At 32.0% G+C, this 15,069-nt stretch carries 13 protein-coding genes; all 13 read left to right on the top strand.

Going from position 1 to position 15,069, the window contains the following annotated elements; translation table 11 throughout:
- Positions 1 to 40: 40 nt before the first annotated feature.
- Positions 41 to 550, top strand: coding sequence for a LysR substrate-binding domain-containing protein (locus SD1D_RS06480; protein ID WP_278319635.1), 510 nt, complete (start codon positions 41 to 43; stop codon positions 548 to 550).
- Positions 551 to 626: 76 nt separating this feature from the next.
- Entirely contained in the window at positions 627 to 3,281 is a 2,655-nt protein-coding gene (locus tag SD1D_RS12670) for an aldolase/citrate lyase family protein (protein ID WP_330398575.1), read from the top strand.
- Positions 3,278 to 4,186: an NAD-dependent epimerase/dehydratase family protein gene (locus SD1D_RS06460; RefSeq protein ID WP_058258181.1), complete on the top strand. Its 909-nt coding sequence runs from the start codon at positions 3,278 to 3,280 to the stop codon at positions 4,184 to 4,186. Before SD1D_RS12670 ends, SD1D_RS06460 begins: the two co-directional genes overlap by 4 nt.
- A 3-nt stretch (positions 4,187 to 4,189) precedes the next feature.
- Positions 4,190 to 5,473: a glycosyltransferase family protein gene (locus tag SD1D_RS06455; protein WP_058258180.1), complete on the top strand. Its 1,284-nt coding sequence runs from the start codon at positions 4,190 to 4,192 to the stop codon at positions 5,471 to 5,473.
- Positions 5,474 to 5,491: 18 nt separating this feature from the next.
- Positions 5,492 to 6,553, top strand: coding sequence for an EpsG family protein (locus tag SD1D_RS06450; RefSeq protein ID WP_058258179.1), 1,062 nt, complete (start codon positions 5,492 to 5,494; stop codon positions 6,551 to 6,553).
- Positions 6,554 to 6,576: 23 nt separating this feature from the next.
- Positions 6,577 to 7,734, top strand: a complete 1,158-nt coding sequence (locus SD1D_RS06445) for a glycosyltransferase family 4 protein (protein ID WP_058258178.1) — start codon at positions 6,577 to 6,579, stop codon at positions 7,732 to 7,734.
- A 19-nt stretch (positions 7,735 to 7,753) separates the two neighbouring features.
- Positions 7,754 to 8,434, top strand: coding sequence for a PIG-L deacetylase family protein (locus SD1D_RS06440; RefSeq protein WP_058258177.1), 681 nt, complete (start codon positions 7,754 to 7,756; stop codon positions 8,432 to 8,434).
- A complete protein-coding gene (locus SD1D_RS06435) occupies positions 8,434 to 9,252 on the top strand; it encodes a formyltransferase family protein (protein ID WP_058258176.1) in 819 nt (272 codons plus the stop codon). Before SD1D_RS06440 ends, SD1D_RS06435 begins: the two co-directional genes overlap by 1 nt.
- A 103-nt stretch (positions 9,253 to 9,355) precedes the next feature.
- Positions 9,356 to 10,183 (top strand): LicD family protein, encoded by an 828-nt coding sequence (locus SD1D_RS06430; RefSeq protein ID WP_058258175.1) that lies wholly within the window; start codon positions 9,356 to 9,358, stop codon positions 10,181 to 10,183.
- 26 nt (positions 10,184 to 10,209) lie between these two features.
- Complete coding sequence (locus SD1D_RS06425; protein ID WP_058258174.1) at positions 10,210 to 11,418, top strand: glycosyltransferase; 1,209 nt, start codon at positions 10,210 to 10,212, stop codon at positions 11,416 to 11,418.
- 13 nt (positions 11,419 to 11,431) lie between these two features.
- Positions 11,432 to 12,934: an oligosaccharide flippase family protein gene (locus SD1D_RS06420; protein WP_058258173.1), complete on the top strand. Its 1,503-nt coding sequence runs from the start codon at positions 11,432 to 11,434 to the stop codon at positions 12,932 to 12,934.
- 10 nt (positions 12,935 to 12,944) lie between these two features.
- Positions 12,945 to 13,964 carry a polysaccharide biosynthesis protein gene (locus SD1D_RS06415; RefSeq protein WP_058259219.1) on the top strand — a complete coding sequence of 340 codons (1,020 nt, stop codon included), beginning with the start codon at positions 12,945 to 12,947 and terminating at the stop codon, positions 13,962 to 13,964.
- The gene (locus SD1D_RS06410; RefSeq protein WP_058258172.1) at positions 13,961 to 15,067 is read left to right on the top strand and encodes a polysaccharide biosynthesis C-terminal domain-containing protein; all 1,107 of its coding nucleotides are present in this window, start codon (positions 13,961 to 13,963) and stop codon (positions 15,065 to 15,067) included. Before SD1D_RS06415 ends, SD1D_RS06410 begins: the two co-directional genes overlap by 4 nt.
- Positions 15,068 to 15,069 lie beyond the last annotated feature (2 nt).

The following is a 15,069-nucleotide window of genomic DNA, read 5'->3' as shown; positions in this document are numbered from 1 at the left end:
ATTTTAACAAAAAAGCTTTCATTACTCTTAGTCATGGATTTTGAGTAATGAAAGCTTTATTTTAACCTATATAAGAAGCAAAAATTTGATTTCTATTCCCGAGGTAAATGATTTCTTAGTTCTAATTTGCAGTTCAGATCATCCCCTTGCCAAAAAGGATATTGTTAAATTGGAAGAACTTAAAAATGAAAGATTTATTATGCGGGAGCAGGGTAGTGGAACAAGAGAACTGTTTGAAAGATATATGTTAGATAATAATATACCCATAAAAATAGTTTTTGAGGCAAATAGTTCGGAAACCATTAAAAAAACTATAATGGAAAGCCAATGCTTAGCAGTGCTTTCTGTAAGACTTGTGGAAGATGAAGTTAAAAAGGGTAAAATCCATGTAATCAAAAATATGGATTGTGATTGGGATAGAGATTTTAGTCTTGTATATCATAAAGATAAGTTTGTTACAGAGGAAATTAATTATCTTATTGAACTGGTAAAAAAATATAAATGTGTGGATATACTTGAGGGTATCAAAATTGGAAGCTTGGTAAAGTAAGTGGCCCCAACTTTCACCAAATAGAATTCCTTTCATATATTAAATAATGATGATATGAGAGGGATTCTTTATTTTTATGGAATATAAAAGTATAAAAAGATATCTGGATATTATATCTGCCACTTTTGGACTAATTTTTTTTCTGCCCCTTTTTCTTATAGTTGGAATATCTATTAAATTAGAATCCAAAGGCCCAATAATTTATAAGCAGTTACGTTTGGGGCTCCATGGCAAAGTATTTACTATGTATAAATTTAGAACCATGTACTTAGGTGCAGAAAAAGAAGGAGTTTATGAATTAAAAGGTGATAAAAGAGTAACAAAAGTCGGCAGAATACTTAGAAAAACCAGCATTGATGAACTTCCTCAATTATTAAATATTCTAAAGGGGGAGATGTCATTTATCGGACCTAGACCCCCTCTTACTTATCATCCATGGACCTTTCCTGAATATACCATAGCTCAGAAAAAACGATTTATGGTGCTTCCGGGAATTACAGGCTTAGCCCAAATACAGGGAAGAAAGGACCTAGATTGGGACAGACGAATAGAATATGACATAGAGTATGTAGATAAATTATCATTTCTTCTTGATTTAAAAATCATTTTCTTTACTATTCTTAAAGTTTTTTCTACAAAAGATAATCTAAATCTTTCTGAAACAGCAAAAAAGAAAGAAGATTACCCATATATCAAACTTATGTACCCAACCAATGATCCTAAAATAGCCAAGATTGCTGAGGATAGCGGTGTTGATTGGATAACTATCGATTTAGAGATAAGAGGTAAAAAAGAGCGACAAGGTCATCTAGATACTTTGATTTCCTATCATAATATTGAAGATATAAAGAAAATTAAAGAGAGTATAAGTAAGGCAAAAATTATTGTACGAATAAACCCCATGTATCATGGTTCTAAAGAAGAAATAAACAGAGCCATTGAAGATGGGGCTGATATTATCATGCTTCCATACTTTAAAACAAAAAAAGAGGTGGAGGATTTTATCCGTTATGTCAATAAAAGGGCAGAAATATGTTTACTATTTGAGACCCCTGAGGCTGTGAAAAACATGGATGATATATTAAACATTCCCGGAATTAATTATGTTCATATAGGAATAAATGACCTTTCTATTGGTTATAAACGAAAATTTATGTTTTCTTTGTTAGCCGATGGTACTGTTGAGGAGATATGTAATAAATTTAGAGAAAAAGGTATTCCCTATGGATTTGGAGGTATTGCAAGACTAGGACATGGTATGCTTCCGGCAGAATATATATTAGGTGAAATTTATCGTCTAGGATCTAGTATGGCAATAGTATCTAGAAGTTTTTGTAATGTCCATAGAAAAGATGATTATGAAATGATAGAAAAGATTTTTAAAGAAGGAGTCAGAGATATTCGTCGTTTTGAGGATGAACTCCGTAAGAAGGATTATAGATATTTCCTTAAAAATCAAAGGGTATTAAAAGCAAAAGTAGCTGAAATAGAAGAAAACATGAAAAATCCTATAGAAGTCAAAAAAGAAGATAGATTAAAAGAAGCTAAGAATAAAAGAAATAAACGATATAGCTACTGCATTCTTACTACTATGTCTAGTTCCATTGATTATTGGATTAAACCCTTGCTGCCTTTATACAATAAACAGGGCTTTGATCTTACAGTAATATGTAATATGACCCCTGAATATAAAGAGGAACTCCTAAAGAATTACCCCTATATAAAGGCAATTTCAATACCAATGCCCAGGGGAATTGATTTTTTCGGCTCCATAAAATCAATTTATCTTTTATATAAAGCATTTCGCAAGGGAAAATATCATATGGTTCAATACTCCACCCCAAATGCCAGTTGTTATGGAGCTATTGCTGCCTATTTAGCAAGAATACCTATACGCTTATACTGCCAGTGGGGTATGGTTCATGTGACAATGAAAGGTATTAAAAGAATTATATTCCAAATCATAGAGCGTATCAAATGTCTGCTATCAACCCATGTGCAACCGGACAGTTTTGGAAATCTAAATTATTGTAGAAAAAGATTGTTCTACTCAAAGAAGAAAAGTTGTGTTATATGGAATGGCAGCGCCAAAGGTGTTGATTTAGATAAATTTGATATAAAAAAGAAAGAAATCTATGGCAGAGAAATTCGAAGGCAGTATGGAATTAATCAGGAGAGTATAGTGTTAGGTTTTGTAGGCCGTTTGGGAAAGGAAAAAGGATGCGTTGAACTTTTTGAAGCTTTCAAATTATTAGAAGCAAAATATCCCAATCTAAGATTACTTTTTGTGGGTCCCATTGAAAGGGCAGACACAATTAATCCAGAGCTAATGGATTGGTTTTATAAAAATAAGCGGATTATAAAAACAGGCAAAGTTTCTGACGTAGAAAAATATATGGCTGCAATGGATATTTTTATTCTGCCCAGCTACAGAGAAGGTTTTGGTATGTCAGTAGTAGAAGCTCAGGCTATGGGGGTAGCTGTTATTGTAACAGATATACCGGGACCCACTAACGGAATGATTGCAGGGGTTAGTGGACTTACTATTCCCGTAAAGGATATAAAGGCCCTTGTAGCTGCAGCAAGAGACTTAATAAATAATGAAGAAAAGCGAAAGAAATTCGGGTATGCAGGCTATGAATATGTAAAAAATCATTTTGATTCAAAGATTTTTATAAAAAAATTATTGAAAAATAGAATCCTTTTAGTGAAAGGTTGTTATAAAAAATGAAGGTTCTAATAACCGGTAAAGACAGTTTTATAGGAAGAAATTTAAAAGAAGGGTTAGAAAACACTGGGGAGTTTACTGTAGATGAATTGGATATGGAAAATGAACAATGGCAAAATTATGATTTTGCACCTTATGATACTGTAATACATGTGGCTGCAATTGTACATAAGAAAAAGAAGAAAATTCCTTGGGAGACTTATTATCAGGTAAATACAATCCTTCCATACAAGGTGGCTAAAAAAGCAAGAAAAAGCCGGGTAAAACAATTTATATTTTTTAGTTCAATGGCAGTTTATGGTCAAGGTAAAAAATTACCTTTTGGAAATATAATTGATGAAAAGACCGGCTTGAAACCAAAAAATTATTATGGAAAAAGTAAGTTAGAGGCTGAATATAGGCTGCAGCAGTTAAATTCAGAAGATTTTAAAGTATCTATTGTAAGACCACCAAATATATATGGCTATGGTTGTCCCGGTAATTATATCAGTTCATTTGTAAAATTGGCTAAATTAACACCGGTAATACCGGTTGTTTATACTGATAGTAAACAAGGTTTTTTATATATAGAAAATCTTTGCAACTTTATATATCAAATAGTTACTGAGAAAAGATCAGGAATTTTTCATCCACAGGATGGAGAGGGGATAAGTACTTTTACCTTTTTATCAGAAATAGCCGGTATGAGCAATAAAAAAGTTTGCTACTCCCATGTTTTAGGAAAAGTAATAAATTACCTTAGTAAAATACCCATTGTAATCAAAGTCTTTGGAGGAGTATCCTATAGCAGCAGTTTAGCTAATTATCCATATAATAATTATTCAAAAGTAGATTTAAGGGAAGCATTAAAGAAAACCATAATGGGTCCCGGTGATATTATTAAAAACAAGAAAAATAGCGGTGATTAAATTATGAGAGTATTAGTAGTATCTTGTAGTCCCTGGAAAAAAAATAATAATATCGGCAATACCTATACAAATATATTTCAGGGTATTGATAATATAGAAGTTGCCCATATATGCTGCGGTGGGGGAAGTCCCGATAGTGATTTTGTCAAATACCATCTCCACATCAGTGAAAAAAAGATTCTAAAGAATTTAATAAATCCCAAACATAAATGTTGCCAACTATTCTCATCGGAAACAGGCATAAAACAAGTTTCATTAAATAGAAATAAGATATATGATTTTATCCGTACCCATCGTTTTTGGCTGTTTTTTTTCTTAAGAGATTTTGCTTGGATTTTTAAAAATTGGATTTGTGATGATTTAAAAAAATTTGTAGATGATTTTAAACCGGATCTTATTTTTGCACAATTCTTAGATAGAAGTTATTTAAACCAAATGTTATTTTTTCTTAAGGATTATACCAAGGTTCCTTTAGTTGTCTACGGATGGGATGATGTATATACATTAAAGCAATTTTCTTTATCTCCTATCTTTTGGATAAACAGAATCACACAGAGAAAAAAATTAAGAAAGATATCACAACTAAGTTCCCTTATGTATGTAATTTCAGAAAAACAAAAAGAAGAATATTCAAAAGCTTTTGGCCGTAATTGCAAAATATTATATAAAGGTTTTGATTTTAAGGAAGAGCCAAAATATGAAAGTAATAATCTACCTCTAAAATTAGTGTTTTCAGGAAATATTGGAACAAAACGTTATAAAACCCTTGCACTTATTGCTTCTGCTTTACATGAAATAAATAAGGATAAAATAAGGGCTGTTTTATATATTTATACCTCTACTCCTTATAGCAATAAAATGAAAGCAATGCTTAATTATCCGAAAAGTGTTCGTAGAATGAACTTTGTATCATCTGAAGAACTAGCCATAATTTTGCAAGAGGCAGATATATTAATCCATGCAGAATCATTTGATTTTAAGGAGAAGTTAAAGGTAAGATTATCATTTTCTACAAAGCTTGTAGATTATTTTTATAGTGGCAGATGTATTTTTGCTGTTGGTAGTAGAAATCTTGCTTCCATAGACTATTTATCGAAAAACCAGGCAGCAGTTATTGCCTATAAAAAAAGTGAGATAGAAAGAAAATTAAATCTACTTATAAACTCATCAAGCCTGAGAAATAAATATGCCCTAAGGGCATGGCAGTGTGGACAGAAGAATCATCAGATAAAGATGATACAAAACACCTTACAAAATGACTTAATGAATTTATTACATGAGAAGTGATATGTGAGGTGACTATATGTGAAAATCTATTTGTTAAATATCTTACTATTAATCATTTACAGTATGATTTTTCTACAAGATACACCTAGGAAAAATCATAAAATATTTTGTTTATTGGCATCATTAAACTGGATTATTTTATCAGGTCTTAGGGATTTATCCATTGGTCCTGACACCTTAAAATACGGCTATTATTTTGAAAAGGCAAAAAATATTTCCTGGGCAACTCTATGGAGTGAAAGGGTAAACATATTTATTCATGAAACTTTAGGTAAGGACCCAGGTTATATTGTATTTCAGAAAATAATTCAATTATTTGCTGCCAATTATCGTGCTTACCTTATTGCTATAGCATTGATATTTACAGTTCCACTGGGGATATGGATTTATAAAAATTCTGCTAATCCCCTAATGAGTTTTATTATTTATTCCTGTTTGTTTTATTCATTCTTTTCTATAACAGGAACTAGGCAGACGGTAGCAACAGCTATGGTGGTATTTATAGGATATAAATTTATAAAGAAAGGTGTATTTTTGCCTTTCTTATTGTTAGTACTAATAGCTATGACTATTCATTTTTCAGCTATTTGCTATTTGCCTTTTTACTTTATTGCCAATAAGGAAATTACAAACAGGTATTTGCTCCTTTATGGATCTATCTTTATGGGAACTTTTATATTTAGAGTTTCAATTTTTAGGCTAGGCAGCAAATTAATTGGCTATGATCAGTATCTTCCCTTTGAGGAAACCGGAACAACCTGGACATTTTCTATTTTTCTTATGGCTTTAACAATTCTTACATTATTGAAGAAAAATGAGATTTTGAAAAATAATAAGTGGGCTAAACATTATATAAATGCACTACTAATTGCAGCCCTGTTTGTACCATTAACCTTTGTTAATCCTGCAGCCATGCGGGTTATCCAATATTATTCACTTTTCATTATCTTATTGGTTCCAGAAATCATCAATTCTTTTCCGAAAAGAGAGAGATTCTTTGTGTTTTTTGTTGCAGCATCAACCTTAATTTTATTGTTAATTAAAAACAATCCTACTTATATGTTTTTTTGGCAGCTGTAAAAACACTAGAAAGGAAGGTTCTTTTGAAGCTTGCATTTGTTTCTAATTATTTGAATCATCATCAAGTATGTTTATGTAATCAGTTTTATAACAGATGTGAAGAATTTTATTTTATTGCCACTGAGAAGATATCATTGGCGAGATTAGAAATGGGTTATGAAGATTTAGATTCAAAATATCCTTATGTAATTAAGATGTATGAGGCTGCTTCTTATAGAAAAACTGCTTATAAGATTATAGCGACATTTGATGTGGTTATATTTGGTGCATGTCCCACAAAACTTATAGAATTAAGAATGAAACAGAGAAAACTTAGTTTTATATACATGGAACGGTTTTTAAAAAAAGGATTATGGTATAGATTTGTACCATCTACACGTAAAAAAATATGGGATAGAGTGTTGAAATATAAAAACAATAATCTCTATCTCCTTTGTGCCAGTGCCTATACTTCTTATGACTTAAGTTTACTGGGATTTAGGGGTAAATGTTATAAGTGGGGATACTTTACTGAGGTACCTAGAGTAAACAAATTAGAATTAATGAAAAAGAAAGACAATACCCCTTGTAAAATTCTATGGGTAGGACGGTTAATTAACGGAAAATGTACAAAAGATGTAATATTTCTAGCTAGAAAATTAGTGAAAGGAAAATATGATTTTACAATAAATATTATAGGAAGGGGTAAATATGAAAAACCTTTAAAAATGTTAGTTAAGTACCTAGGTTTATCGGAAAAAGTACATTTTTTAGGCTCCATGACACCTTGCAATGTTAAAAATCATATGGAAGAGGCTAATATCTTTCTCTTTACCAGTAATTTTAAAGAAGGGTGGGGAGCAGTCCTTAATGAGGCAATGAGTAGAGGCTGTGCGGTAGTATCAAGCCATGCTGTGGGAAGTGCCCCCTATTTAATTGAAGACAAAAAGAATGGGCTTATATATAAATCCGGAAGTATAAATGATTTATATGTCAAGGTGAGCACTCTTCTTAAGAATCCGGAACTAATGTACACTTATGGAATTAATGCATATGGGACAATGGTTAAGAGATGGAGTCCGGAGGTTGCAGCAGATAGATTTATAAAAATCTCTAAAAATCTACTGTCAGGAGGACATAGATGGTATCAATATGGGCCATGTAGTAAGGCATATATTATTAAAGAGGATTGGTATCCGTAATTAGCGGGAGGCAATTTTAATGGTGTATTTAATAGTTGTAGCACATCCGGATGATGAAATTTTAGGGGCGGGAGCCACAATATATAAACTGGTAAGGGATGGACATTTGGTCCATGTATGTATATTATCCGGAGAGGTAAATGCAAGAAAAAACCGTCCTAGTATAAATCAGTTGAATATAGATGTTAATAAGTCCCTTAATATATTAGGTGTAGAAAAGCTAATCAAAGGAAACTTTCCTAATATTGAGTTTAATACTGTACCCCACTTAGAATTAGTAAAATTTATTGAAAAAACTATTATAGACACAAAGGCTGAAGTTATATTTACACATCATCCTGCAGATTTAAACAATGATCATTTGCATACTTCTTTAGCATGTCAAGCTGCAGTCAGGTTATTCCAAAGAAATCCGGATATTAATCCCATAAAAGAACTATTATTTATGGAGGTTTTATCGGCCACCGATTGGGCACTAAATAAATCAGTTCATCAATTTAATCCAAATACATATGTTGAAGTAGGCAAAGAAGCCATAGATAAGAAGATAGAAGCCCTTGCCCAGTATCGGGGTGTAATGAGAAGTTATCCCCATCCCCGCAGTAGTGAAGCATTAAAGGGGCTGGCAATTTATCGAGGCAGTCAAGCAGGCATGAATTATGCAGAGGCATTTGAAAGTATATTTAGGAGAGGATTTTAATGAAAATTGCATTTGCAACCTGTGTTAGATTAGGACTTAGTTGTATTGAGGAAATATATCGAATTAATGGAAAACTTGATTTACTTATAAGCCTAAAAGATGAAAAAGCCAGGGATAAATCAGGTAGGATTTATCTAGATGATATAGCATATGAGCATAATATACCACTTTTAAAAGTTAATAATATCAATGACCCTGAAGTAATAAAAGCCCTAAAAGACTATGAAATAGATTGGCTTTTTATCATCGGTTGGTCCCAAATTGCTAAAGAAGAAGTTCTTAAAGCGCCAAAAAAGGGTTGTATAGGTATGCATCCCACTCTGCTTCCGGTTGGTAGGGGAAGGGCAGCAATACCCTGGGCAATATTAAAAGGCTTAAAGCAAACCGGTGTTACTATGTTTAAGCTTGATGAAGGGGTTGACACAGGTGATATTATCGGGCAAGGAATAATAGAAATTAATGAAAATACCACAGCTACTGATTTATATAAAAAAGTAGATGAAATGCATGTAAGTCTAATTTCAAAATATTGGGATGATATCATAAATGACAAAATTACATTAACTAAGCAAGATGAAAGTAAAGCCACAATATGGCCAGGAAGAAAACCTAATGACGGTGAGATTTTTAGTAACATGACCATGGATGAAGCGGATAAAATGGTTAGGGCTGTTACACGTCCATATCCGGGAGCATTTTATAAAGAAGGGAATAAAATTATAAGAATATGGTCAGCAAGGGTAGATCCGGATATAGGCAAAATCAAGTTAAAAGACGGATATTTAACCCCTATTGAATATGAAATAGAAGAAGGTTAAAAAATAATCATGGTATCGTAAAATAGACCAAGTAATAGGGCATATATTATTAAGGAGATTCCTATTATAAGCATTTAATCTGTATAAGTAAGAGGAGACTTCTATGTGCAAATATAAAATATGCCAATATGATATTAGAGAGGTACAGAAAAAATTATTAATGATTTTAATAGAGTTTGATAGAATCTGCAGAAAGCACAATATCAAGTATTCATTAGAAGGCGGTACACTACTTGGGGCCATAAAATATAAGGGTTTTGTTCCATGGGATGATGATATCGATATTGTTATGGAAAGACCTGAATATGAGAGATTTTTAAAAGTATGTAAAAGAGAATTAAATGAGGATTATTTCCTTCAAAATAATCGGACAGTTAAGCACTTTCCCTTAAACTATAGCAAGTTACATATGAATAATACATTATATGTTCAAGAAAGTACAGCTTTCTTAAATATTCATCAAGGTTTGTTTATTGACATTTTCCCTGTTGACAAGATTTATAGGGGAACTTTATTAAGGCTGCAAATTGCCCTAATTGGAGCTCTTACCGGTGCCAGATCTGTCAAACTAAATAGAATATATAAGAAAAAAACAGTGTTTACCGGAAAGAAAATCAAATTACTAATATATCATATATTATCACTTTTTCCCCTAAGATTTATTAATACTGCCATTGATTTTACCTGCAGGATATTTAATAGCTTTAAAAGCCGGTATGTCTATGAAGTATGTAATCCTAATCGTAATTTCAAACCCCTGAAGATGGAAATTTACCGAGAATTAACCCAGGTTGAATTTATGGGATTGCCTTTTTTAGCCTCAAGACACTATAAAAAATTTCTTGAAGCTAGATTTGGTGATATCCGTGGACTTCCACCGGAAGAAAAAAGGCAACCAAGCCATAAAATTATCAAATGTAAATTGCAGTAATGACCCTAACTTGGAGGATAATTATTATGAAAATTTTACACATCAATGCAGTTAGCGGTATCCGTAGTACAGGAAGGATTTGCTTTGAGATTATTGAACATATCAATGAAAATGGTCATGAAGGATATATAGCATATTCCGATGGAATAAAATCAAGAGGTTATAAAATCGGCAGCAAATTAGACCGTAAATGTCATGGACTATTATCTAGAATAAGTGGGAAACAGGGATATTTTTCTCTTATTCAAACATATGGTTTATTAAAATATATTGATGATTTAGAGCCGGATATTATACACCTTCACAATCTTCACGGCAACTATATTAATATAAAAATCCTCCTAAAATATATAGCTAATAAGGACATTTCAACAGTAATAACACTCCATGATTGTTGGTTTTTTACCGGCAAGTGCTTCCACTTCACTGTTGATAAATGTTACAAATGGAAAGAAGAATGTAATCATTGTCCCAGAGTACATAAAGATAATCCCAGCTGGTTTTTTGATAGAAGCAAAAAAATGTACCATGATAAGAAATATTTGCTAGGTCAGATTAAGAATTTAGCAATAGTAGGTGTATCCGATTGGATTACAGAAGAAGCAAAACAATCCTTTTTAAAAAATGCCAAAATTATAACTAGAATCTATAACTGGGTAGATTTTGATGTCTTTAAACCGGTTAATGCAAAGGATTTACGCCGTGGCATGAACTTGGAGAATAAGTTTATTATTCTGGGGGTAGCCAGCTTTTGGACAAAAGATAAGGGTTTATACGAATTTCTAAATTTATCAAAACAGTTACCCAAGGATATGGTTATTGTTTTAATCGGTAACTTAAAAGAGAATATTGAGGCATATAAAAACATTATACATATAAGAGAAACTCACCAGGTTATGACCATGGTGAAATTTTATTCCATGGCAGATGTGCTTCTAAATCTATCAATGGAAGAGGCATGTGGAAGAGTAACAATTGAAGCCTTAGCCTGTGGTACTCCGGTAATAGCAATGAACAGCACATCAAATCCGGAGCAGATAGGGGGCTTTTGTGGTTATGTAGTAGAAAAAAATGATATAAAAGACCTTTATAATAAGATAATGCAAGTCTATAAGAACACAAAAGAATATTATAGTCGGCACTGTATTAGTTATGCCAAAGAAACCTTCAATAAAAATAAATGTTTAGATGAATATATGAGACTTTATAATAGGTTAAACGGTGGCCAAGATTAATAGGGGGATAAATTTGAAAGCTAGAAATGATGATAGTATAAATCAAATAAAAAAAGGAGCTATTATATCTTACCTGGCCATTGGGGTAAGTTTGTTATCAGGCCTACTGTATACTCCATGGATGATAAAGCAAATTGGAGTAAATGACTATGGATTATATACATTAGCCACATCCCTAATAAGCATATTTCTTATTGACTTTGGCATAAGTGAAGCTGTTTCAAGATTTATAAGCAAATATAATGCCGAAGGTAATCAGGAGAAGGTAAATGATTTTCTTGGCTTAATTTATAAAATATTTATTCTAATAGATTTAGTAATACTTGTGATACTAATTGCTTTGTATTTTTTTATACCTACAATTTATTCTGAATTAACCCCTGCTGAAGTAGAAAAATTTAAGATTATTTATTTGATTATTTCCACCTTTAGCATAGTTTCATTACCTTTTATAACCCTCAATGGCATATTAACATCTTATGAGAAATTTAAAACTTTAAAATTATGTGATTTAGTTAATAAGCTTTTAGTTTTAGCCTTAATGGCTATTGCCTTATTACTGGGATATAAATTATATGCTTTGGTACTGGTAAATGCTTTTGCCGGCATATTAATTATAGTTATTAAGCTGCTTTATATACACAAGCTTCTTCCTGTAAAGGTAAATTTTAAGTATTGGGACATAAGGCTTTTAAAAGAAGTATTTGCTTTTTCCTTATGGACAACAGTGTCCACTATTGCTAATCGCTTTATATTTAATGTTACACCATCGATTCTTGGTGCTGTATCCGGTTCATCCCAGATTGCCATTTTTGGGATTGCCAGTACCCTTGAAGCTTATGCTTATATTATATCCGGTGCAATAAATGGCATGTTCTTACCTAAAGTCTCTAAAATACTGGCAAATAAAAAAGACGGTGAGCATGTACTTCCACTTATGATTAAGGTAGGACGCATCCAATATAGTATTATAGGGCTTATATTTATAGGTTTTACCATAGTAGGTAAAGAATTTATTTATCTATGGATGGGCAAGGATTTTGAATTATCCTATTATTGTGCCTTACTTATAATGTTACCCGGTGTATTTAGAGTGCCTCAGCAAATAGCCAGTATTACCATAATTGCAATGAATCAGGTTAAAGTTCAAGCTTATGTCTATGTAATAGTAGCAGGTTTAAACATAATTTTTTCAAGTATATTATCTGGCTATTATGGGGCCTTAGGTGCAGCTATCTCAATTTGCCTTATATATTTTATCAGGCTTATCATTATGAATATAATCTACCGTAGAGTACTTAATATCAATATATTTTCTTTTATTAAAGATTGCTATATAAAAATGTCTCCTCCTATGTTAATTACCTTAGGTATAGGTTTGGTAATCAATCAATTTACCTCATATTCATTAAAGACCTTTCTTATAAAAGGAACATTTATTGTGATTTTTTATATCTTATTATTATGGAAGTTATCATTAAATAAGTATGAAAAATCATTATTTAAAAATTTTTGAGGGGTCATGTATGTATAAAAATAAAACATTACTTATTACCGGGGGCACAGGCTCTTTTGGCAATGCCATCCTAAAGAAGTTTTTAAATACAGACATAGGAGAAATCAGGATCTTTTCCAGAGATGAAAAAAAACAAGATGATATGCGCAAATATTATAACAACGAAAAGATTAAGTTTTATATTGGGGATGTAAGAGATATTTCATCTATTAATAACGCCATGTACGGTGTGGATTATATCTTTCATGCAGCAGCCCTAAAACAAGTTCCCTCTTGTGAGTTCTTTCCCCTTGAGGCAGTAAAAACTAATATCCTTGGTACAGATAATGTCCTTACTGTGGCAATATCTTTTCAAGTTAAGAAAATAATATGCTTATCTACCGATAAGGCCGCCTATCCCATAAATGCCATGGGCATTTCTAAGGCTATGATGGAAAAAGTCTTTATAGCAAAGTCAAAGACAGTAGAACCGGATAAAACTACTATATGCGGTACCAGGTACGGGAATGTCTGTGCTTCAAGAGGATCTGTTATACCGCTTTTTGTAGAGCAAATAAAGCAAGGAAAACCACTTACTGTAACAAATCCCAATATGACAAGATTTCTAATGACCCTTGAGGAAGCTGTGGGACTTGTGGAATATGCTTTTGAACATGGTCAAAGCGGCGACATTATGGTAATGAAATCACCGGCCTGTACAATTATTGATTTGGCAAAAGCCCTGTTAGAATTATTTGGGGTAGATAACAATATTAAAATTATAGGAACCAGACATGGTGAAAAATTATATGAAACCCTTATGACTAAAGAAGAGTATTATGTGGCTGAAGATAAGGGGAATTTTTACCGGATACCTGCAGATACAAGAGATTTATATTATGAAAAATATTTTACCCAAGGAGATCAGAAACTCTCTGTAGAAAAGGAATATAACTCCAACAATACAAGAAGGCTTACTATTGAGGAAATAAAAGAAAAGTTATTAAGTATTGATTATATTCAAAAAGAATTGGCTGGGTGGTCAGGATGAAAATATTAGTCACCGGTTCTAAGGGCTTTATCGGAAAGAATCTAATAAGGAGATTGAAAGAAGAAAAAGACATTCTTATATTTGAATGTGATAAAGATACAGATAGTAAAACCCTTGAAGTATATTGTAAAAAAGCAGATTTCGTATATCATTTGGCAGGGATTAATCGAACCGATAATGAAGAAGATTTTATGAAAGGAAATTATGGATTTACTGTAAAGCTAATAAATCTTTTAAGTAAATATAATGAAGGATGTCCCCTTATGTTAGCTTCATCTATCCAAGTGGCATATGACAATAGTTATGGAAAAAGCAAAAAGGCAGCAGAAAACCTTATTCTAACCTACTCCGGTATAAACAGGGCAAAGATTTTTATTTATCGACTTCCCAATGTTTTTGGTAAGTGGTGTAAACCTAATTATAATAGTGTAGTTGCAACCTTCTGTCACAATATTGCTAGAAAGCTTCCCATTACCATAGATGAACCTGAAAAAATACTAAATCTAGTATATATAGATGATCTTATTGATGAATTAATAAGCTTGCTACAATCTACTAATACGGATAAAAATTATTATGAAGTGGAACCAATCTATCAAGTTTCATTAAAAAAGATAGCCGATTTATTATATAGCTTTTATGAATTCAACCTAAAGGGCTATATACCGGACTTATCAGATGAGTTTACCAAGAAGTTATATAGTACTTATCTTAGTTATTTACCGGAGGATAGATTAAGCTATAGGCTTACAATGCATTGTGATGACAGGGGATCATTTACAGAGTTTTTAAAATCTAATAATAATGGGCAAATATCTGTAAATGTTATAAAGCCTGGAATTACAAAAGGAAATCACTATCATCATACAAAGCTGGAAAAATTCCTAGTGGTAAGCGGAAGAGGAGTAATTCGCCTAAAACATATAATATCAGGTCGGCTTTTAGAATATCAGTTGTCATCTGAGACTTTAGAGGTGATAAATGTTCCGGCTGGATATGCCCATAGTATAGAGAACATTGGAGATACGGATTTAGTTGTACTTATATGGTGTAATGAAGTTTTTGATAAAAATAAACCGGATACTTATATGCTAAAAGTATAAAT

It is taken from the genome of Herbinix luporum (assembly GCF_900070325.1).
In the GTDB taxonomy this organism is placed as follows: Bacteria; Bacillota; Clostridia; order Lachnospirales; family Lachnospiraceae; genus Mobilitalea; species Mobilitalea luporum.
The sequence above is the reverse complement of the archived record's forward strand: the minus strand, read 5'-3'. Positions and strand labels throughout refer to the sequence as shown.

What these genes read in the sequence shown, in the direction of transcription:
- SD1D_RS06460 (WP_058258181.1), top strand. Translation starts at nt 3,278, where the DNA reads ATGAAGGTTCTAATAACCGGTAAAGACAGTTTTATAGGAAGAAATTTA.
- SD1D_RS06440 (WP_058258177.1), top strand. Translation starts at nt 7,754, where the DNA reads ATGGTGTATTTAATAGTTGTAGCACATCCGGATGATGAAATTTTAGGG.
- SD1D_RS06455 (WP_058258180.1), top strand. Translation starts at nt 4,190, where the DNA reads ATGAGAGTATTAGTAGTATCTTGTAGTCCCTGGAAAAAAAATAATAAT.
- SD1D_RS12670 (WP_330398575.1), top strand. Translation starts at nt 627, where the DNA reads ATGGAATATAAAAGTATAAAAAGATATCTGGATATTATATCTGCCACT.
- SD1D_RS06410 (WP_058258172.1), top strand. Translation starts at nt 13,961, where the DNA reads ATGAAAATATTAGTCACCGGTTCTAAGGGCTTTATCGGAAAGAATCTA.
- SD1D_RS06425 (WP_058258174.1), top strand. Translation starts at nt 10,210, where the DNA reads ATGAAAATTTTACACATCAATGCAGTTAGCGGTATCCGTAGTACAGGA.
- SD1D_RS06415 (WP_058259219.1), top strand. Translation starts at nt 12,945, where the DNA reads ATGTATAAAAATAAAACATTACTTATTACCGGGGGCACAGGCTCTTTT.
- SD1D_RS06430 (WP_058258175.1), top strand. Translation starts at nt 9,356, where the DNA reads ATGTGCAAATATAAAATATGCCAATATGATATTAGAGAGGTACAGAAA.
- SD1D_RS06435 (WP_058258176.1), top strand. Translation starts at nt 8,434, where the DNA reads ATGAAAATTGCATTTGCAACCTGTGTTAGATTAGGACTTAGTTGTATT.